This is a genomic window from Saprospira sp. CCB-QB6 (assembly GCF_028464065.1).
In the GTDB taxonomy this organism is placed as follows: domain Bacteria; phylum Bacteroidota; class Bacteroidia; order Chitinophagales; family Saprospiraceae; genus Saprospira.
The window spans coordinates 3386280-3409004 of the sequence record NZ_CP116808.1 but is presented as its reverse complement, the minus strand read 5'-3'; the positions used below and the strand labels follow the sequence as shown (position 1 = coordinate 3409004).

Sequence of the window (22725 nt, the reverse complement as noted above, 5' to 3'; positions counted from 1 at the left end):
ACAAAAAGTTTGGGCAAAAAGGTCCCAAATAAGGATAAATTAACGTCTTCTTTGGAACAATTGTTTAGTAAAAAGGGATAAGAGAGTCGTCAATTGGCTGAGCGATGCGCAGCAGTGGCCCGTAGGGCCAGACCGAGCCGCTGAAAGCGGCGAAGGGCCGAGCGAGCAGCGAGCTGCAGAGCGTAGCGACCCGCCGAAGGCGGGAGGCCCCAAAACAGCAGCGAGCTGCGGAACGACAACAAGGCCTTTAGGCCGCAGTTCGACGACCGAAGGGAGTAACCGCCTGCCGCAGGCAGGAGGCCCCAAAATAAAATAAGCATAAAACAGTTAATAAATATGCTGTCTGCTCCTTTAGATTCTTTTTCTCTTGGATATAAAATTATTATATTTTTGAAATCCAAGCGCCCAGAGAGTTCCCCGCTTTGGTCTAAAGCTTGCAGTTTAGGCCAATCCAAAACACACTACCAAAGCCAATAAAAATTATGCACCAAGTATACACCCTTTGTTTTTTGTTTATGCTTTTCGGTTTTAGCTTGATGGGGCAGCCGGGGCCTTCTCCGAGTAAAGCCCTATTGACCTTAGAGTTTGTACATCCAGAAACCAAGGCTCGTTTTCCATCTTTGGCCTTTCGGTTACAGCGAGTTGGCACTAAAGAGAGTTGGCAATTTGCGACGGATAAGGAGGGGAAAGCCAACTGTTTGCTGCCGATCAACAGTCGTTATGAGTTATATGTTCGAGAGAGTAATTTGATTGCCAACATTAACATTGAGGCGGGTGAATTTCAGGAACATCGCATTCAAATTCCCTTTGATGGGGAGGGGAGTCCTGTTATTGAGCGAAATGAGGAGCTTTGCCACTTAAAGATTCAACTCATCAATCATCAGCAGCGTCCTTATTCGGCTAGAGAGCGGGTACGAATACAGGATAAAAAAACGGGCAAAGACTCTTTACTTTGGATTGAAGCTGGGCGTTTGGAGATAGACTTGCCCAAGCATAGTAATTATATTTTAAGCTTTGCCAAGGCGCCCAATTATGCAGAAATCAAATTGGGGGGGCAAGATTATTGGGAAGAGCAGGTTCTTTTTGAGCGTAAAAAAGGCTATGAAAAATTTCCGAGTCGCAGCCATGGCCTAGTTAATTTCAGGTATATGGATTTGGAGGGTCAAAATGTGCCCAATGAGCCCGTAGAGGCTTTAGATCCTGCTAGTGGAGAGCGTTTTACGGCGTTTACGAATCAGGGGGGATTAGCTCAATTGTTACTTCCTTTGGGGAAGACCTATTTATTTAGCACTGCTTATAATCCACATTTTGAAGAGCGGAAAATTGTCTGTGCAGAAGGCTACGAGCTTTATGAATTGGATTTACTTTATCAGGCGCCTAGTTCTCGTGATTGGCTCAAAAGCTTTGCGCAGCAGGCGGCGCTCAATCGGCTCAATGACTCTTTGCGGGCAGATTTATTGGCCCAAGCCGAAGCCAATATGAGAGCCATTCAGGCAGAAGAAGAAAGAAATAAAGCGTTAGACCCCATGCTTACCAAGTTAGATCTAAGGGGAATTAAGACCTTTAAGATCAGAAAGTTAATTGAGCAGAAAAGTAAAATCCTCAAAGATAGTTTGAGACTAAACCCCAAAGTACTTGAAAACCATTATAAAAAACCCATTTTGGCAAGTTTACTTCGTTTGCAAGATGTTTGGGAGAAGCGCATTATTGTGACCGATGTAACAGCAAGTATGTCGCCTTATTTTGAGGAAATTTTGCTTTGGCATAGCCTCAATCTCATGAAAGCCACTGATAATAAGTATGTCTTTTTTAATGATGGGGATAATGAAATGAATAGCCATAAAGTTCTAGGTAGAACAGGTGGACTTTACTATTGCCAGGGTAAAGTCATCAATTTAGAAGAAATCATTGGCCGATTAAAAGAGGCTTCTGGTGTTCGTCGAGCGGGTGGAGATGCGCCTGAAAATGACATTGAGGCCCTTTTGGCGGCCCAAGCATTAAGAACAGATAGTTTAGAAGAGATTATTTTGATTGCTGATGCTTTTTCTCCTGTTCGAGATATGGCTTTGCTTTATCAGCTCAATTGTCCTATTCGAGTTATACTTTGTGGTTGGGAAGAAGGCAATGAGTTTTATCCCAAAACGCCTTTACCCAACCCTGAATACCTAACTATTGCCCACCGAACAGGTGGCTCAGTGCATACGCTTACCCAAGACCTTTGGGATCTTTCTAAAAAGGATGACGGTGATGTGATTGAGTTGAGTGGACTTCGTTTTTTACTTAAAAACCATCAGTTTATTCAAAAGGCTAAAAAATAGTCAAAAAATCTTTCAACAATAGCCGATAACTATCGGCATAGGCATAATCTGGAGGGCCCTGACGCATGATTATTTCTTGCTGTTGGGGCTTTTCTATGGGCATTTGGCCCCATTGCAAAAGTAGGCGTTTGGGAGCCTTACCCAAGCGGCTGATAAAATCGCAACGACGGTATAGAAACAAACCCGCTTGCTGGGCCAATTCATTTAAATAAAGGGCCTGAGCTGTAGGTAAGATAATAGCCAATTGCCCCGATGGCGCCAAAAGCCGAAGACTATTTGCCAAAAGGGCTTCAAAACTCAAGCTTAAGCTAGAACGAGCCTGCCGACGGTCTTGGTCCAACGCCTTAGAAAATTGTGCTTCGGGATAAAAAGGCGGATTACTGACAATTAAATCATAGCCTTGATCGGAATGATACCTTTGCAGACTTTGCGCATGCAATGCCAAACGATGAGCCCAAGGACTAGCCGCAAAGTTCTTTTCTGCCTCTTCTGCCGCCTGTAGATTGATTTCTATAGCATCAATTTGAGCCGCTGCAAAACGCTGCGCTAGCATCAAGGCCACTAAACCCGTCCCAGAACCAACATCTAAAATAGTTTGGCCCGAAAAATTAGCCCAAGCCCCTAATAAAGTTCCATCAGTCCCCACTTTCATAGCCGCCAAACGCTGACGTACTACAAACTGCTTAAATTGAAAGTCTTGCATAAGCCAAAATAAAAAAGCAGGAGCTAATCGCTTCCTGCTTTTTGATATCATCTAAAAATCTAGGTCCAAATCAAAATCATCCTCATCATCCATTCCTAAATCATCATCATCTCCAAAGTCGAAGTCATCATCATCATCGTCATCGTCGTCATCATCATCATCGTCATCGTCGTCGTCGTCATCATCATCATCGTCGTCGTCATCATCATCATCGTCGTCGTCATCATCATCATCATCGTCGTCATCATCATCATCGTCGTCGTCATCATCGTCTCCGAATAGATCATCATCATCATCATCATCATCCCCAAAGAGATCATCAATATCTTCATCCATATCAAAGCCGAGATCATCCTCCTCGTCATCATCGAAGTCTAGATCATCAAGGTCCAAATCATCGGCTAGGTCATCGAGGTTGAGATCATCTAAATCAAGGTCCAAATCATCATCATCCAAACCAAGATCGAGATCATCGTCATCATCTAAATCAAGGTCCAAATCACCTAAATCCAGATCATCTTCATCTAGATCAAGGTCCAAATCGAGGTCCAAATCATCATCATCCAAACCAAGATCGAGATCATCGAGGTCCAAATCATCATCATCCAAACCTAAATCAAGGTCCAAATCATCCAAATCAAAATCGTCATCATCATCAATGATGGCAGCGGCTCCAGCTGCTGCAGCTCCAACGGCTGCGACTGCGGCCCCTGAGCCCCCAGCTTGTTCTAGTTGAACTAGCTCTAGGTCTTCTTGCTTAAAGATGCCTTGCTTCAATTGGCGGCCTTCAAACCAGATACAGTTGGGATCTCCAAAGCTAAAACCCTGTAGTTCTAATCGGCGATCCATAGCCTTAAAAAGTTGTCCACTCCCATCATCATCATGGTTATCTCCAATCAGACGAACGATGGTCATCAGTATATCATTTTCTTTGTGGCGAACCACATCTCCTACTTGCATATTTTTTGGTTTAAACAGGGATTAAAGGTCAAAGATTTGGCTACCAGTCGTCGTCATCATCGTCGTCATCATCTGCGGCACCTACTTCAGCCAAAAATTTACCATCGGGGGTTTTCAAACAAACAGCCTTAAAAGTTTGTACCGTTCGCTTGGTATTTCCCTTGGCATCTTCGGTCTGAAACTCACAGGTCACATCCCCTTTTTTGAATCCCTTTAGCAAAGCGGCCTTTTCTCGGCTGCTTCCACTACCCGTCAAAATATTTTTGATGATCATTTCTGGACCTCCAGATTTTAAGAGGACCACATCTCCTATTTCAGCCATATTTTTATTTTTTTGTTGCGGTTCTAAATATAGAAGATTCGCCCACGATTTACAAAGGAGATGTTAATTTTTTTCCAGTCCGTTTTTAACCCAACAAAAAAAAGCGCCCAGAATTTTATTCTGGACGCTCTCGCTTTATATGTTTCTCTTCAAAAAGAACTATTTCTTCATCAAAAGCAAAGCCGCCGATTTTGCCTCCTCCAAAAAGGCACAGCTATAACTCTCCTTTTTGAGCTCGGCCAATTTTGCCGCCAACTTCTTCTCATCTTTAAGCTGCTCTGCCGCCAAAACTTCCCAATAATTGGGATAGTCTTCCAACACAGCCGCCTGAGCCTCTTGTATCGAACAATTCTCTTTGGTCGATTTCAAAAAAACCTTAATGTCTTCTGCCCATTTCTTCGCCTGCTCCGCAGAAACATCTGCCAAAACAGCCTGAACTTCCTCCTCTCCATCCGCATAAGCCAAATTGCCTATGAGATCCTGCAATTCTTGCGAAATCGCAGCCGTATAAAGGTCATTCAAACAAAAACAATGGACATCTAACTGAGCATTGAGCAAATCTTCAGCAGTCAATTCTACTGGCTCATCAATTTCTTCGTCTTGAGCCCAAATCCGGGGCATTTGTAGGGCCATTAAGGCCAAAATTAGGAAAATACGCATGGCTTAAAAAGATTAAATTCTAGGGTTTAAAATGCTTTTTAAGCTAGTTGGGCGTTCAGCCGTTTCCGGCCAAGCTGGGGAGCAATTAACTCCTGTCTTTTCGCTTTCCTAGCACTGTCAAAGAACTTTACAATATTTTGATTCACAAGTAAATAGCTACCATTTCATTTTATAGCTTCCCGCTCTTTACTTTTAGTAAAGCTAGTTCTCTTTTTTATATTTTCTAGCTTTTGCCTCCCTTTTTTTCCGTCTTTTTTAGTTAATTTTTTGGGGCCCGCGGCCAGCAAGCTGGCCGCCGCTATGCTGCGGGGCTCACAGGACTGTTCGGCCCTTCAGGCTACACTTCGTTTCGCCTTCGGTCTGGCCTGCGGCCACCCCTCCGCAGCGCTGGGCCACTCCCCCCTCTTTTTTGCTTTTGGCCTTTGGCTTCGGTGGCAAATTGGGGTCCAGCACAGGCGGCTTTGCCGCCTGTAAAGGGCCGAAGGCCCGCGGCTGAGGGGCTGGAGCAGGGCCGCCAAAGGCGGCAGACCAAGGAGCAAAGCGACGCAGGGCCGAGCGAACAGCGAGCTGCGCAATGGCCCGACCCAGCCCTTGGCTGGGGCAGCCCCAAATCCTCCCCCTAAAAAATATCGAGCTTGGACAAACTGCGGCCCAATACCGCCTTGGCATCGGCCTGCAACCAATCGGATAAAATAGCCTGATAGACCCGCCGAAAATCAATATCATAAATCAAATCGCCCTGATCCAATTGGCTTAATGAAGCTGGAGCATTATAAATCCCCGCCTTTTTGAGCCCACCGCCCATTAAATAAAGGTTGTTGGCCGTGCCATGATCGCTGCCCCCACTGCCATTTTCGGCCAAACGCCGCCCAAATTCCGAAAACGTTAGGATGAGGGTATTTTCCCACTCCCCTGCTTTGCGCAATTCTTGGCGAAGAGCCGCCACCGCCTGCGCATATTGTTTGAGCAACTGGGCTTGTCTGTTTTTTTGATTGGCATGGGTGTCAAAGCCCGTCAAACTCGCATAATAGATTTGGGTTTCGCAACCTGCAGCAATCAACTCGGCCATCTGCTTGAGGTCTTTGCCAAAGCCCGTTTTGGGATAATCGCCCGAAGAAGTATAGAGCTGCGCCTTCTCCATTAGGTAGCTGGCAGAAGACTCGGTTTCGCCCAAAGTTTGGTACAAATAAGCCAATTGCTCGTGCTCGGCCGCATGTTGCTGCTCCAAAAGAGCTTGGATAATGGGCGTTTGCAACTGCCGCTTGAACTGCTTGGGGTTGTCTACGGCCAAAGCCGCCAACTGCTCCCCTTTTAGGGCCAAACTCAACTGCTTGTCTAGCTCGATAGCCGTATAGGGTTTGGGCTGCGGCAATTGCTCCAAATAGCGGCCCAACCAGCCTTTGGACCAAAACTCATTGGCAGCGGAGCCCGTCTGCCAAATATCCATAGACCGAAAATGCGAGCGATCGGGATCGGGATAACCCACCGCATTCAAAATTAAGCATTCGCCCTCTTCCCAAAGGGCTTGCAGGGGCTGCATAGCGGGGTTCCAGCCCTGCAACTCATCCAATTTGATCAGCTCTGGTTTGGGGATGGCCAAGCGGGGACGTTGCTGATAATAAATATCGTCTTCAAAAGGGACCAAGGTATTGAGGCCATCGTTTCCTCCCGTCAGTTGAAGGATAATCAGGCGGCGACCCTTAAATTCGGTTTTCCCCTTCCAATCATTTTGATAGGCCTTGAGAAAAGCTGGCAACAACATAGCGCCTGCCGTTACTACTGCCGATTTTTTTAGAAAACTTCTTCGATTCAACATAAGGGGAGATTTAGCAAATTTGAAATTCGGGAGTAGATAAAAGCAAGAGGCTAGCCGCTTGGATTTGTTCTTCTTTCGTTTGGGCCAAGCTCAAATAAGCCTGAAATTTTGGGGCTGATAACTTGGGCGCAATAGGCAATAAATAACTACTCAATTGGACCAAAATATCTTCTGCACTTCCTGCAGCAACCAACTGTTTTAGGGGCTGAATATTGGCCTTAAGCGCCAACTTTCTAAAGCCCTTGCCCCGCATGACCGCTTTGGGATCATCTTTGGGCCGAAATACAATATCGGTTTTCTCAAAAATGACGGCGGCCAAATTGAGCCGAAGCAATAAAAGGCTGGGATCGATCCAGCTCCGCCCCCCTGGCCAACCCGCTACATTAGGCGGCTTGAACAGAATTTGGCCCAAAGCCCGCTGAGCCTGCAACCAAGCCAAATCCTCCGATGCGCGCAGATCTAGAATGCGGGCAAGTTGCACCAGCAACATAACGGGACTCTTAATATTGGCCCCCAAATGCGTTGGCTGATAAAACCATTTGGCCTCAAATAAAAAGCGGAGACTAATTTTGAGATCGTAATTACTCTTATATATGGTATCGGCTAGGGCTGCAATATGCTTTTTATTGGGCGCTCGCTCATTGACAAAAAAGGCGTAAAGTTTTTCGGCCAAAAACTCAGCGCAGCGCTTTTGCTGCAAAATGATATTGATGATGTCCTCGCCACCAAAATTGCCCCTTTGGTCCATAAAGGTCTTGGATTCAGCATCATGCTGCCGCTCCTTAAACTTAAATTGGGCCTGCAAGGGATCGCAATGCCAGCCCGTAAAGGCCCTAGCTGATTCTTTGATGTCTTGCTCGCTATAATGTCCCCGCCCCAAGGTAAAAAGCTCCATCAGCTCTCGGGCAAAATTTTCATTGGGCTTTTTCTTGCGATTTTGCTGATTGTTGAGGTACAAAATCATGGCGGTAGATTTGGATACCGCCAGAAGCAAATCCTTAAAGTTGCCCAAGGCATGCTGCCGAATGACGGCCAAATACTCCTCTGCATGATGATGCAATTTAGGCTCACAGGCAAAATGTCCATGCCAGAACAAAGCCATTTTATCAAGCAAAGGACTCTCCTTTTTTGGCCGAATCATCCGCTCTATCCATTGACTATTGACCTGATTACGTAGTTTTCGCGACTTTTTGCGCAGCATTTTTCGCTTTTCTTTAGTCAAGCTTTTAGGGTCTTTGGGGTAAGCAAATGCCAAGGGTGCAAAGGGCTGCGCCTTTGTCTCTCCAAAGAGCTCATCGAGCTGCTTGCCTAATTTTTCCGTTCTTTTTTTGGCCCATTCCTCAGGACGCAAGCCAAAGCCCGCACGGAGATAGAGCAGCCTTATTTTTTCTTCTGTTTTCATAGCATTTTATTTTGTCCTTAAGCTCCCTTCCAATCTCATTCTGTGCCAAGTTTGGGGAGCGCATAAAAAAAGGGCGGAGGTTTTCCCCCGCCCTAGGCTGCATTAAAGTCGATTTTCTTTTTCAACGAGGTAAGTCCTTAAGAAAGGCAGAGACTTATGGATCTGCCTTAGCTCTTCTTCTGAAATTTGCCCTTTATGGATAACTAGGTACTCCAGTGAATATAAATTTTCTATACTCTTGGGCAGATGCTTAATCCCCGTTCCAGAAATATCGAGGTTTTTTAACTGATCTAGCGCTCCTATATCTTCAGGAAGAGCGGTCAAACGGTTGTTGTTAGACAGATCTAACCATTCTAGCGATTGGAGTCCAGATAAACTATCGGGCAAGGCTTGAAGATTATTCCCCCTTAAAAACAAAACTTCTAGTTTTTTAAGCTGTCCAAAACTGCTAGGCAAAGCCGTCAATCGATTATTGATTAACTCTAGTTCTCGTATTGATTGACAATTTCCCAAGCTGTTGGGTAAAGCGCTTAGTCGATTATTGTTCACAATCAACTTTTCCAACTGCTGCAGCTGCCCCAAACTATTGGGTAAGCTCACTAATTGATTCCCCTCCGAAAGTTGATCCTTTCCCAAGTTAAGGACCTCCAACTGCTTTAAATTTCCTATCTCTTCGGGCAATTGCCTGAGCGGGTTGTCCCCCAAATCCAAAATGCGCAAAGCCTCTGCCTGCATAAGGCCAGCGGGCAGGCGCTCCAATTGATTTCCTTGTAGCACTAAGGTTTTGAGCTGCTTAAGTTGCCCCATACTTTCGGGCAAACGCTCCAAAGCGTTATCCTGAACAATAAGCTGCTCTAAGGCTTGGCATTGCCCGATTGCCGCTGGCAAAGTTTCTAGATTATTTTCAGAGAGCCTCAGCTCCCTCAAATTCTTCCAGCCCCCTATTGTAGCAGGAAGGCTATTCAAACTATTTCGCCCTAAATTAAGGCGTTTAAGCCTTTTGAATACAGCCATATTTCCATCCAAACGCTCCAAACTACTATAAGTCCAAGACAGCTCCTCCAATTGACTCAATTGATTGATGCTTCTAGACAAAGTTATTTCTGTATTGAGCTCAATGCTTAGCTTTTTCAAGGATTTAAGCTGATAAAGCTGCCAAGGCAATTTGGAGCAGCCCGAAAGTATCAAATTTTCGAGCTTTGGCAGCTTTTTGATGGCCGAAGAAAAACGCCCTCCTTGGTTTTGCCAAAGCTGAAGCGTCTGCAATTCTTGCAATTGGCCAATTTCGTCCCCCATATCTCCATTGAGGTTAAGTTGCAAATACTTCAATTTTTTGAGCTGCCCAATTTTCTTGGGAAAATCCATTGGCTCCCGCAAAACAAGGGCTTCTGTAGCCGTATCTGCCTGGGCCAAGTCTTCTGCAAATAAGTATTGTTGGCCAGCAAAATTCATTAGATAAAAGCTCTCCCCTTTTTTGCCCAAAAAATATTCTTTAAACAACTCACTACTATACAGAATCGTATCTAGCTCAAAAGAAAGAGACTGCGCCTCAATTTTTGCCTGAATTTCCTCCGTTTTTTCAATCATCGGGTCATCTAGTAAAAAGAGTATAACAGGCTTTTTCTGTCCAAACAAATACATAGACAAACAAAGACAACAACTAATAAGTAATATTTTTTTCATCTGATCTTTTTTAGCCTTTTGGCCGTGTTTTAAAGGGTCGAAAACTAATCACTAGTCATTTTAGTTCATCTCTTTTTATTTTTTTGGGGCCTCCGCTGCGGCTTCGCCTTGCGGCGCTACGTTCCGCAGCTCGCTATTTGCTCGGCCCTTCGCCGCCTGCGGCGGCTTGGTCTGGCCCTGCGGGCCACTGCTGCACATCGCTAGGCCGTTTGGCCTTCGGCCATGGGCTGCAGGTTTCAACCTACAGGCCAATATGATATAAATTCCCCCTAGGGCCAAGGCCCTAGGCTATTAAATCTATCATCCCCTCCTTCGAGGGGATTCGCCTTTCCTCCTGAGCTTGAACAGTTAAGCGAGTAAAATCTTTAACTACCAATTATTTGCTTGCTCTTCAAATATAGACTTAGTACCTAAGGGGCAATACACAAAATTACATCTGGGCCCAATTAACCAATAGAGCCAAACAAAAAGCCCCCTCGAAGGAGCAGGCGACTACTACTATTAGCCTAGGGGCTTGCCCCTAGGGTAAAATGACAAGGGCTTAAATACAACCGCATCCAATATTTCGCTGCTAAGCCAAGCTAGCTAATTTGTAGTAGGGGCGGTCCAGAAAAAAAGATAGGGCCTTATACAGCTCCCCCTAGTTAAATGTATTGATACAGACGCCTTGGGGGAATCCCCCTAGCTAAATGTATTGATGCAGACGCCTTGGGGGAATCCCCCTAGTTAAATGTATCGATGCAGACGCCTTGGGGGAATCCCCCTAGTTAAATGTATCGATGCAGACGCCTTGGGGGAATCCCCCTAGTTAAATGTATCGATGCAGATGGCTGTGGCGCAACGCCACAGCTAAATGTAATGATGCAGACGGCTGTGGCGCAACGCCACAGCTAAATGTAATGATGCAGACGGCTGTGGCGCAACGCCACAGCTAAATGTAATGATGCAGATGGCTGTGGCGCAACGCCACAGCTAAATGTAATGATGCAGACAACTGTGGCGCAACGCCAGAGCTAAATGTAATGATGCAGACGACTGTGGCGCAACGCCACAGCTAAATGTAATGATGCAGACGGCTGTGGCGCAACGCCACAGCTAAATGCATTTTACAGGAGGCCCTAAACAAGGCCGAAGAAGACAGCCAAAAGTAACAACTCAAGATGAGCGGCCCAGCGCTGCGGAGGGGTGGCGCGCAGCGCCAGACCGAGCTGGCGAAGCCAGCGAAGGGCCGAACAGCCCTGTGAGCCCCACAGCATAGCGGCGGCCAGCTTGCTGGCCGCGGGCCCCAAAAAAAACCGAAAAATAGAAAGCCAAAAAAAGGAAGAAATCAAGTCTGAAGGCATAAAAAAAACAAAAAGTTGCAAGCCTTTGGCCATCCAAATGTGCTTTTGTATGTTGCGTAGCACTCAAAAAAATAGGAAGGATGGAAGATTTTGTACATCTACATTGTCATACGCAATTTTCTTTGCTCGATGGGGCTTCGAACATTGGGGTGATGATGGATAAAGCGGCTGAAGATGGGATGAAAGCCGTGGCGCTGACCGATCATGGGAATATGTTTGGGGCCTTTAAATTTGTGGCCGAGGCCGAAAAGCGCAACCTAAAACCCATTGTGGGTTGTGAGTTTTATTTGGTAGAGGATCGGCATCGCCGCAGTTTTTCTAAGGCCAAGGGAGAGCGCGACCGTCGTTTTCATCAGTTGTTATTGGCCAAAAACCAGCAGGGCTATCAAAACCTTTCGAAGCTTTGTTCTTTGGGTTTTATGGAGGGCTTATACTCCAAATTTCCGCGGGTAGATAAGGAGCTGATTGAAAAATATCATGAGGGCTTAATTGCAACGAGCTGTTGTATTGGGGCCGAGATTCCCCAGGCGATTATGCATGGGAAAATAGAAGAGGCCGAGCAAAAACTCAAGTGGTGGCTCGACCTTTTTGGGGAGGATTTCTACATTGAAATTCAGCGACACCGAGGATTAGAAAACATTGATGGGCTGGGCATTAGCCAAGAAGACATCAACCAACAGCTCTTGAAGTTTGCCAAAAAATATGATGTAAAAGTTATTGCCACCAATGACTCGCATTATGTAGAGGAGGATGATTGGACCGCCCACGATATGTTGCTTTGTATCAATACGGGTTCTTTGGTACAGGACCAAAACCGCTTTAAGTTTTCGAGTTCTGATTACTATTTTAAGACTCGGCAACAGATGAACCAGTTGTTCTTAGATCGGCCCGATTCGATTGCGAACACCATGGAAATTTATGATAAAATTGATAAGCTGACGTTGGCCAGAGATGTCCTTTTGCCTGCCTTTCCCCTGCCTAAAGAGTTTAAGACCCAGGATGATTATCTGCGGCATTTGACTTATGTGGGGGCGCAGCGTCGTTATGGAACCATCACGCCAGCTATTAAGGAGCGTTTGGACTTTGAGCTGGAGGTCATTCGGCAGTCGGGTTATCCTGGCTACTTTTTGATTGTACAGGATTTCACTACTGTAGCTCGAGAGTTGAAGGTATCGGTAGGTCCGGGGCGGGGTTCTGCTGCGGGTTCGGCCGTAGCCTATTGTGTAGGGATTACCAATGTGGACCCCATTAAGTACGATCTTCTATTTGAGCGTTTCCTCAATCCGAGTCGGATTTCGATGCCCGATATTGATATTGACTTTGATGATGTGGGGCGGGAGAAAGTGATTCAATACGTGATTGATAAATATGGGCAAAACCAGGTGGCCCAAATCATTACTTATGGTTCTATGGCGGCCCGTTCTTCTTTGCGAGATGTTGGGCGGGTAATGGATGTGCCCTTGCCCGAGGTGGATCGAGTGGCCAAAACCTTTCCTTCTCATCTGAGCGCCACCCTCAAAAAGGTTTTGGGCAAAGATGGGGTAGATCCTAAGTTATTGGGCAAACTCAATAGTGATGAAAAAGCGCAGGCCGAAGAGTTCCGCCAATTGGCCGCTGGCCAAGACACCATTGGCGAGATGATTCGCAACGCCAAAAAGCTAGAGGGTTCTATCCGAAGTACGGGTATTCACGCCTGTGGGGTTGTGATTACGCCCGATGATATTACGAACTATGTCCCGGTAACCGTGGCCAAGGATTCCAACCTCTTGGTCTCGCAATTTGACAACTCCGTAGCGGAGGATGCGGGCTTGCTCAAGATGGACTTTTTAGGCTTGAAGACCCTAACCATCATCAAGGATGCCATTGCCATGATTAAGGAAAATCATGGGGTAGAAATTGATCCAGATGAAATCCCTTTGGATGATCCCAAAACCTATGAGTTGTTCCAAAGAGGGGAAACCGTGGGGGTGTTCCAGTACGAATCCGCGGGTATGCAAAAGCATATGCGGGCTTTAGAACCCACTACCTTTGCGGACCTCATTGCCATGAACGCCCTTTACCGTCCTGGTCCCTTGCAATATATTCCTGAGTTTATTGATCGGAAGCATGGCCGCAAGCCCATCCTCTACGATCTACCCGATATGGAAGAGTATTTAGCCGAGACCTATGGAATTACGGTCTATCAAGAGCAAGTGATGTTGCTTTCGCAAAAGTTGGCGGGCTTTACCAAGGGCGAAGCCGATACCTTGCGGAAAGCGATGGGGAAAAAGAAGAAAAAACTTATTGATGAGATGTTTCCCAAATTTGAAAAGGGAGGAGAAGATCGGGGACATCCGAAAAAGATTTTGAAAAAGATTTGGCAAGACTGGGAGGCCTTTGCTTCTTATGCCTTTAATAAATCGCATTCTACCTGTTATGCCTTTGTGGCTTTTCAGACGGCTTATCTCAAAGCGCATTATCCTGCGGAATTTATGGCTTCGGTCCTTTCGCACAACAAGGATAACATGGAAAGTGTAAGTTTCTTCATTGCAGAATGCAAGGCGCAGGGGGTAGATGTTTTGGGGCCAGATGTCAATGAAAGTAAGCTAGATTTCTATGCCACGCCCAAAGGGCGCATCCGCTTTGGGCTTTCGGCCCTCAAAGGAGTGGGCCAAGGTCCCGTAGAGGCTATTTTAGAGGCTAGAGAAGAGGCGGCTTTCACCGATTTGGTCGATATGACCCAACGCATCAACTTGCGGGCAGCCAACCGCAAATGCTTTGAGAGTTTGGTATTGGGTGGGGCCATGGATGCCTTTGGTTTGCCTAGATCCGCTTATTTTCAGCCTTATGATGATCGCCAAAGCTATTTGGAGGCCGTCATTAAGTATGGGAATGCCTTTCAGAAGCAGAAAAACGACTTTAGTCAATCGCTTTTTGGGGCCACAGCTATGGAGGAAAGCATGCCCCCGCCCAAGGTCCCTGAAGCAGATCCTTGGCCCTTATTGGCTCGGCTCAAAAAGGAGAAGGAAGTGGCAGGCTTTTACCTTTCGGGCCATCCGCTAGATGATTATAAGCTGGCGGTGCAGCGCTTGTGCAAGCCCATTGACCAAATGGACCAATACAAAAACCGAGAAATAGCCATTGGGGGCATTGTAGACGAGGTAGAACATCGGGTCTCTAAAAAGGGGAAATCCTTTGCCTTTGTCACCGTAGAAGATTATACGGGCCGCTACCGAATGGGCCTCTTTGGCGAAAACTACCTGAAGTTTCGCCATCTGCTCAACCTAGATGCGGTTATTTACATCAAAGGGAAATATCAACCCCGCTGGAATAACGAATATGAGTTTGAACTCCGAGTAAATGAAATCCGCCTGATGGATGCCGTTTCTGAGGAGAAAATTCGTGGGGTCACCATCAATTTGCCCATCCAACAACTGAATGAGCAATTGATGGAACAGCTCGATTATGTCTGTAGCAAACACCCTGGCGAACAAGAGCTGGAGGTCAATTTGCTGGATATAGAAGAGCGCTTGAAGCTCACCCTACTCTCTAAAAATCGTCGCATTAGTGCCGATGACGCCTTTGTGGATGCCCTGAAAAAATTGGGGCTGGATTATAAGTTGAGTTCTTAGGAGGGAATATGATCTGCCTGTAGGTTAAAACCTACCGCAAGAAAACCATCCATCCTAGATCTAATAAAATGAGCACTCATCTAGCAGATGATGCTAAGAAAAACGCTTGGGCGAGTTGCTCAGGCGTTTTTGTTTTGGGGCCTCCGCAGCAAAGCTGCTGCGGTTACTCCCTTCGGTCATCGAACTGGCGCCTCTTTGAGGCTGGTTGTCGCAGCTCGCTGCTCGCTCGGCCCTGCGGGCCACTGCTGCAGATCGCTAGGCCGAGTGGAAGTCCTCCGCTCCAAGCATAGATTTAAAAACAAATTTGCGTTTACAACTTTAGCAACTTATCTTTAGGGACCAAAACAAAATGAGCGATTTTGTCACCTTCAATATCTCTCATCATGTTTCAAGATTACTTCTACTACAATCGTTCGGAGCGGGCGGCGGCGCTTACGCTTTTATTATTGATTTTATTTTTCTTCGGGCTCAATAGTTATTTGTCTTGGCGGCCCAAAACAGAAGCGCCTTTAAAGATGGAAGTTTTGCTTTTGGAGCAAAAGGCAAAGGATAGCTTGGCCCCAGAAGAAATTGTATTGGCTCCATTTGATCCAAATTTGGCGGAGCAAGCAGATTTGGAGCGCTTGGGGCTTTCGGCCCGGACGGCTAGGTCCATCATCAATTATCGGTCGAAGGGCGGGAAGTATCGCTATAAAGAAGATTTGGCCAAGATTTATACCTTAGATAGTGCGGATTATGTTCGTTTGCGGCCCTATATTCAGTTGCCAGAGCGGCCTGCCAACTTTGCGTCTTATCAACGGAAAAAGAAAAAGCGGAAAAGTCGGCCCAAATTTGATCGTTTGGAGGTTAATTCGGCCAATGAGCAAGACTGGCAAGAGCTTCGTGGAATTGGGCCAGGTTATGCGCGGAGAATTGTAAAATTTAGGAATGCGCTGGGTGGATTTTACAAGATAGAGCAAGTAGCAGAGCTTTATGGCTTGCCCGATTCTACTTATCAGAAAATCAAGGGGAAGTTGCATTGTCGGCCACATAATATAAAGAAGATCAATTTGAATACGGCCACAGAAGAAGAGCTAAAGAAGCATCCTTATTTGAATTGGAAGCAGGCCAAGGCCATTGTGCGCTGGCGAGAAGAGCAAGAGCCCTTTGATGGTCCACATGTATTACAAACCTTTTTTGAGTTTGATGATGGGAGTGGAAATTATGAGCGTTTGCTGCCTTATTTGAGTTGGTAAGCTGCTTAAAGCCTAGGGATTCCATTTGGCCTAGCGATGCGGCGGGGTGGCCCGAAGGGCCAGACCAAGGCGCTGCAAGCGCCGCAGGGCCGAGCAGCCTTGCGAGCCCCAAAGCGTAGCGCCCGCCGCAGGCGGGAGGCCCCAAAATCATTTAAAAATGAAAAAGAGAAGAGCTTCAAAATAAGTTATAGCATAAGTAGTTTGCGACTTAACAATAATTTTACAAAAGGATTTTTTTTTTGTAATATTGCTTCATTCAGTTAATTAACAACATAATATTTTATGCGCAAGCTAATTTACTTCTTTATGGCCCTGTTTTTTGGGTCGAGCCTAACGGCTCAAAATGGCTGTGATGGACAGCGTTATCGGGAATTGATCTTTACGGATATTGATACGGCTTTGGCGGTACAATTTGGGGAGAACATTACCTTTAATGGGGATACGCAGCAACTGTATATGGATATTTATTATCCGGCGAATGATCAGCAGGCGAATCGGCCGGTGATTGTTTGGGCCTTTGGGGGGAGTTTTATCTCTGGGGACCGCAATCAATTGGCTACACTTTGTCATTATTCTGCTCAGCAGGGTTATGTGGCGGCAGCAATTGATTATCGTTTGTATGATGGGCCATTTTTTCCAGTGCCTGATTCTTTTGATTTTTTAGATGTTGCCGTAAAAGCGATGGGAGATATGAAAGCTTCTGTGCGTAAATTGCGGGAAGATGCGGCGAATGGCAATCCTTATCAGATTGATACTAATTACATTTTTGCTGGGGGCGTTTCTGCTGGAGCGATTACGGCCATGCAATCTGCATTTTTGGACGCCAATGATCCGATTCCGGGCCATATTGATACGATTATTCAGAATAATGGGGGCTTAGAGGGCAATAGTTCTGCGAACTATCAGTATTCTTCTGAAATCCATGCGGTCATCAATTATTCTGGAGCTTTGGCTCGTACGAGTTGGATGGATGCGAATGATCCTCCCGTATTTTCTGTGCATGATGATGGGGATGATGTGGTGCCTTATGGGCCAGGTTATGCCTCTGTGAGTGCGGGTGGTTTTACTATTGACATTGTGTATGTAGAGGGTAGTGAAACGATCACGCAAAAGGCCAATGCGTTGGGATTGACCAATGGATTGATTACCATTCCGAATAGCAACGATCACGTTAGTTACATTTCTGGTGGGCCCAACGTGCCTACTTGGCAAGACTCTGTTTTGGACAACAGCTTTTTGTTTTTGCACAATGAGGTTTGTGGTCTAGTAGCTGGTTTGGATGAGCTTTCGGTACCTGTAGTAGAAGGTCAGGTATTTCCTAATCCGGCTCAAGAGCGGGTATTTCTCCGTTTGAACAACTGGCCAGAGGGACAGCTACAGCTTTCACTTTATGATCTTCAGGGACGTCAGTTGCGTCAGTGGGCCGAAACACCTGCTCAGCAAATTGAGATTCAGCGTGAGCAATTGCCTGCGGGTTTGTATGTTCTGCGGCTACAGCTAGAAAATGGGCAGCGTTTGGAGCGGAAAGTGATTTTTAGATAGATAGATGGTTTAGAAAGAGTATAAAAAACGCCTAGTGAGAGCTAGGCGTTTTTTTTGGGGGAGATATGATATCAAAATATATTTTATTATTTTGAGAAAAAAGTTATGTCCGTGAAAAAAACTATAAAAATTGTCTACGATAAAATCTTTATCAATAATACTGATTTCATCCCCCTTAGCCAAACAAACTTACCTATAGGTTCAATGGAATTCAAAAAGCAAGAGTCTTTTTTCCTTGACATTCATGTCCAATTCAATAAAGAAGAAAATATCTTAAATGCTGAAATAACAAATTATAGCTCCAATAATAAAAAAAAATTTCTCTTACAGCAATTAAAAGACCCCAGTATTAAGATCGAGTTTTTTAAAATAAATTGGTCATATTTTGAACACTTCCTATCTATCTATAAAAAATCTGACCTCTTATATCTTTTAGACAAAAAAACTATAAACCAAGTATCTAACTTAGCTCCCAGAATCGAAGAAGAAGCCCTCTCCCCCATAAAAAAAGCTCCCCCGATACACAATGACCGGCATCATCTAGAAAAAACTATAAGAACGAACCATAAAGTAAATTTTAGTAAAAAACTAAGTGTTCGAAAATGCTTTAAAGACATCAAGTTTATAGAAAAAGCTATTTCTTTTAGCTACATGCTCCCCCCCCCTTTTCTCTATCCTCTAGACATAGAAGTTAAGAACAACCATATATTAGCTAATTATGAACATATAAAAAATTACATTGCGCAGCAAATAGGAAAAGACTATATTGAAGTAGAAATCACAATTATCATGAACGATGGTAAAATTGAATATACTGCCACATCTAAAGAAATTGACCTTATAACATCAGACATAATAGATTCTATAAAACAATTTCGGATTAACTATATACTGAAACTTAAAGACATTAACTCTCCAACATTATTTTCTCTAGCTGAAATTTTCTCATTGGTGGACAAAAACATAAATAATAAGCCTAATAGCTTATTAAAACAAAATGAGTTAGAAGTAATGTCATCGATACTGAATGGTAATATCAGAAATAAATTACAAATCGAATACTTACAAAGCATCCACTCTCAAAAACTAAAATTTACGTTACAACCAAATTTTGGATTTCTTTTTTTTGTAGAAGGTAAGCATAAAAATTTTTATTGTTGGGAGTTACTTAATACTCATGCTACTTACCTTTGGTCACAAAAAAACAGTTCTTCAACATTTCTTTTCATGAGAGAAGTTGAAAAAACTATTAATTACATCCAAATAAATGGAAGAAAAAAATATCGAAAACAACAAAAACTAGATCAAGTTAATTTAAATCTTGAATTTTACGTTATTTATCATAAAAAAGCAAATGGGAATCTTAATGAATCATTTCTTAATTGGAGAGAAAAAATTTGCAACTTAATCAACTAAATGTACACATATTTTATGTCCTTCTAACAACTACTTAACCCCCAAATACAGCTCCCTCAAACTCGTATAATTCTTCACAAAGATATAAAGCAGCCTTGCCCAGCCAATAAAGCCTTGGATCAAGGCAATCAGAGCATCAATCAATAGACGGAGAACTTTAATCGAGAAGCGAAAACCTTGGGCAAAAGACAGCAAGGGGGCGGAAATATAATCTATTTTTATGGAGCTAGACAAGATAATTTCCAGATCAAAATCGGGGGAGATATTGACTCTTGCGGCAGATAATTCAAAACCACCTGCCAGATAAATGTTAATCGTTCTAGTAAGAATGCGGACGCTTTTTTCGGCAATTTTATAGCCTTTAGAGGCAAAGCGATAAAAGGCGATAAAGAGATTATTGCGTAGAAATTTAAATAGCCTTTGGCCCAATTGCTTAATCCACCGCCAAACGCGCTGCAGACCATCCCAAAGCTTCAGGCTTTTGCCCTCAATATATTTGTAGGCTTCTTCAACTTGTGCTTGTTCATTGATTTCGGCCAAAACAAACTGGCTAGCATCTCCCTGCTCTTCTTCTTGCTCTTTTTGGCTGAGCAAAATCATCCGAAAAAAGAAACTTGGATGAATCTGCTTGGCCAATCGGTTGGCTTCTAAATTCGATTTACCTTCAAAATTTCGGTAATAGCTCGCCATCGCAATATACAATTCATCGCCTTCTCGGTACTCCCCCACCCCATCCAACTCAATATTTTCAAAGCCCAGCAACCAAAGTTCTACCTTGGCACAATTGACCATAAATGACTGAACAACTTTAAGTTGTTTGGGCGCTAAGGGCAAGGCTTCATAATCGCCCATAATATGAGCGATGGAGCTGGTCAGAAAATCTTGATCGAACAGCTGCAAGATGCTGTATTTATTCATGCCAATTCGCTCAAATTCGATTTTGGCCCGCAAGTAGCCCAATAGCGCTCTAAATTCATCCCATAATTGGGCCTCAGCTAGTTTTTTTTGGGCCAAACCCAGCACCCAAAGCCGCAGCCGAACTGCTCGAACAAGGGCCTGACGACGATTGGCTCGAATAGCTTGTCCCTCAAACCAAAGCGTTTCAGAGAACTTGGACTCAAAACTCACTAATTCCTCCAGGGCATACCAACTTTCTTCCTCCAGCTCGCCTGTGGGAGAAAAACCCGCTTCTTGCTGAAAATGGGCCACAGCCGTTTTGAGCCGTCTAAGGCTAGCTTTTGTTTGCCTTAATTTTTTCGTTTTTAGGTAGCCCAAAAGCCAGAGTCTGTTGGCCGCCGTCTTCAGGCGGATATACTGATCTTGGCTATTATTGGTCTTGCTAGGATCAAAATCGGGAGCATCGACAATTCCCTTTTTGGCTGCGGCCTGAAGCAAGTCCTCAAATTGGCCCAATTGCTCCAATTTATCCCCAGAAAAATCGGCTAATGGTTCCTTAGAAAGCAACATCGCTTAATCTAAAATCCCTTTGAAAAGCTCAATTAGACCGAGCCGCGTCTCTACCCCCGCAGTAATGGCATTTTTGTGCATTTCGAGCGCTTGAGGAGGCACAGCAGACATATCTTTGGCCACAAAATTATACGAATCTCCATCAAACTGAGAGAGCGTTTCCGCCACCAAAATCAAACTTCCAGCGGCCTTCGCTTCGCTAATTTGCGCTTTCAGATCGGGCAACGTCTTTCCTTCCACATCAATTTGCAAATCTCCAGTAAAGGTTTGCACATGCAGAGAAGTCAAATCTGCGACCACCGTATCTAATTTTTTAATTGCATCTTTTAGTCCCATCTTTTGCTATTTTTTTTGCATTTTAATGTTCTAAAGTAAGCATTAGTTGGCAGATAATGAAGTTTGCTTTTTTTATTTTTTTGGGGGGCTGCCCCGCCCTGCGGGCGGGTCGGGCTATGTCGTGGCTCGCTGCTCGCTCGGCCCTGCGCGGGCTGCGCCCGCTGGGTCTGCGGCTGCGCCGCACCACTATCTATCCCTCAGCCTGCGGCGGCTTCGCCGCCTGTGGAGTTCGGGAAATAAAAATAGTTTGGATCGGCCTTGTTGTATAAATCGTAACTTACTGATTAGTAACAACTTCCAACTTGACAGCATTAAGCTCATTTAAAATTTGAATACGCATCAGGACTTCTTGCTTCTGCATTTTAAAGCTGAGCGAAGAGAGCCGTTCAGAGAAAAAGTGCTTGAGTCGCATCATTGCAGTTTCGCTTAAATTTCGACGATGATAGCCTAAATCTTGTTTCCAAGCAGTAGCTCCCAACTCCCAGATATATAAAATATCATCATTGCGATAACTGTCAACCAGCTCTCCATCTTTTCCTTTTTTTAGGCGAGCATTTTTACGTGGGGGAATAAACGGTACCGCTCCAGCCTTACAAATTGCTTCCCGACATTTTATTTGGTCATAGGCGCCATCTGCATAAACTTGGCGGATATTCAAGGATTTCATTTTTTTCATCATTTTGGGGAGTTGAGAAGCATCGGTTTTTCGCTCTGTGGTAATCTCTACAGATAATATTTCTCCTGTTTTATCATCCACTGCTAAATGTACTTTAATCCAGCTAGAGCGCTGCTTTTCCAAGTATTTTTTTCTTAACCATTCTCCCTGTCCTTTTGTTTTTAGTCCTGTACTATCTATTGCTACCGATCTTTCTTTAGTCCTCTTTTTAGACTTAATATTCAGTTTTAGTTTCTTGACTCTACGATATATTTGAGTAAAAGATATGGGCTTAGCATCCAAATTATATTTGGAAATAACGCATTTTAGAATACCTTCTAATTGTCGATATCCAAAAGAAAAAAGCACTTTTAAACGGAATAAATAGCGAATAAATTCATCAGAAATTGTTTTAGGTCTGCCGCGTTTTGAAGGCTTAGCTATGAGGTTTTTGCTTGCCAAAGGCGGGAACCAAACATTAAAAAGAAACTTACCTTGGGCCGTATAAAATCTGTTGGTTAGTGCGTAATTCTGTATGTTTTTTTTAGATTTGTCATGGGACAGCTCGAGGTTTTATTGTTCGTCGAAAAAACTTAAATCTACGGGGCTTGTCCCTTTTTTTATGCCTAATTCGCAAGGTTTTTTGTAATTAGCTGGTTTTTAATTTATTAGATTTATGCAACAAGGCCGTTTGGATCTTTAAATAGAATATTTTAATTTGAGTTAAGAGAATAAGTTGTTCTATTCATCATTTAAATTTCAAATAAATAACATGAAGCGAAATTACTTTATCTGCAGCGTAGGTGATCCCGAAAAGAGCTATGATTTAGAAAACCTAAATAGATGTATACTTAAATGTTGCTTCGTACTGCATGCGGCTAACTCACAAAAAGGTTCAATTACAGAGATTCAAAATGGAGATATCCTCATTCTCAAATTTAGAGAGCACTTTATTGCCTATGGCCGAGCTATCTCCTCATTAAAAACTGATACTGATTTAGGAGAAGGCTGGAACCATGTCATTGACGTAAACCTCTGGATTGTAGGAAATCATTCTCATAGGTATGGAATTAAAGATGCCCAACAAGGAGGGAATAACTACAGTACTGTAAAAAAGGTATCCAAAGAATTTGCGCTATCCAAAATGGAAGAAATTGGATACCCCTTCTAAGCCTTTATACCAAAAAGCATATAAAATGGATTGATCAGGCTGCTATTATGCCCGTTTTTTTCTACTTTAATCATGGCAACAAAAC

17 protein-coding genes are annotated in these 22725 nt (G+C 44.1%); 6 read left to right on the top strand and 11 right to left on the bottom strand.

Translation table 11 applies throughout. The features are described from left to right. The first annotated feature begins 482 nt into the window (after window positions 1-482). Entirely contained in the window at window positions 483-2318 is a 1836-nt protein-coding gene (locus PPO43_RS13080; protein ID WP_272618486.1) for a hypothetical protein, read from the top strand. On the opposite strand, the gene PPO43_RS13075 is transcribed toward PPO43_RS13080, so the two are convergent. The 8 genes from PPO43_RS13075 to PPO43_RS13040 form a co-directional block, all read right to left on the bottom strand. Beyond that, window positions 2308-3021 carry a tRNA1(Val) (adenine(37)-N6)-methyltransferase gene (locus tag PPO43_RS13075; RefSeq protein ID WP_272618484.1) on the bottom strand — a complete coding sequence of 238 codons (714 nt, stop codon included), beginning with the start codon at window positions 3019-3021 and terminating at the stop codon, window positions 2308-2310. The two genes, PPO43_RS13080 and PPO43_RS13075, sit on opposite strands and share 11 nt — an antisense overlap. A gap of 51 nt (window positions 3022-3072) precedes the next feature. Further along, entirely contained in the window at window positions 3073-3981 is a 909-nt protein-coding gene (locus PPO43_RS13070) for a hypothetical protein (RefSeq protein ID WP_272618481.1), read from the bottom strand. Between the two features lie 40 nt (window positions 3982-4021). Continuing rightward, window positions 4022-4303 carry a DUF2158 domain-containing protein gene (locus tag PPO43_RS13065; protein WP_272618479.1) on the bottom strand — a complete coding sequence of 94 codons (282 nt, stop codon included), beginning with the start codon at window positions 4301-4303 and terminating at the stop codon, window positions 4022-4024. A gap of 159 nt (window positions 4304-4462) precedes the next feature. Further along, the gene (locus PPO43_RS13060) at window positions 4463-4963 is read right to left on the bottom strand and encodes a hypothetical protein (RefSeq protein ID WP_272618477.1); all 501 of its coding nucleotides are present in this window, start codon (window positions 4961-4963) and stop codon (window positions 4463-4465) included. A 619-nt stretch (window positions 4964-5582) separates the two neighbouring features. Beyond that, on the bottom strand, window positions 5583-6779 hold the full coding sequence (locus PPO43_RS13055) for a DUF1501 domain-containing protein (protein WP_272618475.1): 1197 nt from the start codon (window positions 6777-6779) through the stop codon (window positions 5583-5585). Between the two features lie 10 nt (window positions 6780-6789). Beyond that, window positions 6790-8181, bottom strand: coding sequence for a DUF1800 domain-containing protein (locus PPO43_RS13050; protein WP_272618473.1), 1392 nt, complete (start codon window positions 8179-8181; stop codon window positions 6790-6792). Between the two features lie 102 nt (window positions 8182-8283). Beyond that, window positions 8284-9864: a leucine-rich repeat domain-containing protein gene (locus tag PPO43_RS13045; protein ID WP_272618471.1), complete on the bottom strand. Its 1581-nt coding sequence runs from the start codon at window positions 9862-9864 to the stop codon at window positions 8284-8286. 1118 nt (window positions 9865-10982) lie between these two features. Continuing rightward, window positions 10983-11240 carry a hypothetical protein gene (locus PPO43_RS13040; protein WP_272618469.1) on the bottom strand — a complete coding sequence of 86 codons (258 nt, stop codon included), beginning with the start codon at window positions 11238-11240 and terminating at the stop codon, window positions 10983-10985. A gap of 47 nt (window positions 11241-11287) precedes the next feature. Between PPO43_RS13040 and dnaE the strand changes: the two genes are divergently transcribed. From dnaE to PPO43_RS13020, 4 genes are all read left to right on the top strand, one after another. After that, complete coding sequence (gene dnaE / locus PPO43_RS13035; RefSeq protein WP_272618467.1) at window positions 11288-14818, top strand: DNA polymerase III subunit alpha; 3531 nt, start codon at window positions 11288-11290, stop codon at window positions 14816-14818. A 359-nt stretch (window positions 14819-15177) separates the two neighbouring features. Continuing rightward, window positions 15178-16053 (top strand): ComEA family DNA-binding protein, encoded by an 876-nt coding sequence (locus tag PPO43_RS13030; protein WP_272618465.1) that lies wholly within the window; start codon window positions 15178-15180, stop codon window positions 16051-16053. Between the two features lie 282 nt (window positions 16054-16335). Next, window positions 16336-17595 carry a T9SS type A sorting domain-containing protein gene (locus tag PPO43_RS13025; protein WP_272618463.1) on the top strand — a complete coding sequence of 420 codons (1260 nt, stop codon included), beginning with the start codon at window positions 16336-16338 and terminating at the stop codon, window positions 17593-17595. A gap of 111 nt (window positions 17596-17706) precedes the next feature. After that, window positions 17707-19011, top strand: coding sequence for a hypothetical protein (locus PPO43_RS13020; RefSeq protein ID WP_272618461.1), 1305 nt, complete (start codon window positions 17707-17709; stop codon window positions 19009-19011). Window positions 19012-19041: 30 nt separating this feature from the next. On the opposite strand, the gene PPO43_RS13015 is transcribed toward PPO43_RS13020, so the two are convergent. The 3 genes from PPO43_RS13015 to PPO43_RS13005 all read right to left on the bottom strand — a co-directional run bounded on the left by PPO43_RS13015 (window position 19042) and on the right by PPO43_RS13005 (window position 22006). Next, on the bottom strand, window positions 19042-20478 hold the full coding sequence (locus PPO43_RS13015; protein WP_272618459.1) for a hypothetical protein: 1437 nt from the start codon (window positions 20476-20478) through the stop codon (window positions 19042-19044). 3 nt (window positions 20479-20481) lie between these two features. Beyond that, entirely contained in the window at window positions 20482-20814 is a 333-nt protein-coding gene (locus PPO43_RS13010; protein ID WP_272618458.1) for a hypothetical protein, read from the bottom strand. Window positions 20815-21091: 277 nt separating this feature from the next. Further along, window positions 21092-22006: an IS5 family transposase gene (locus PPO43_RS13005; RefSeq protein WP_272621337.1), complete on the bottom strand. Its 915-nt coding sequence runs from the start codon at window positions 22004-22006 to the stop codon at window positions 21092-21094. Window positions 22007-22241: 235 nt separating this feature from the next. Between PPO43_RS13005 and PPO43_RS13000 the strand changes: the two genes are divergently transcribed. After that, entirely contained in the window at window positions 22242-22640 is a 399-nt protein-coding gene (locus PPO43_RS13000; protein ID WP_272618457.1) for a hypothetical protein, read from the top strand. Window positions 22641-22725 lie beyond the last annotated feature (85 nt).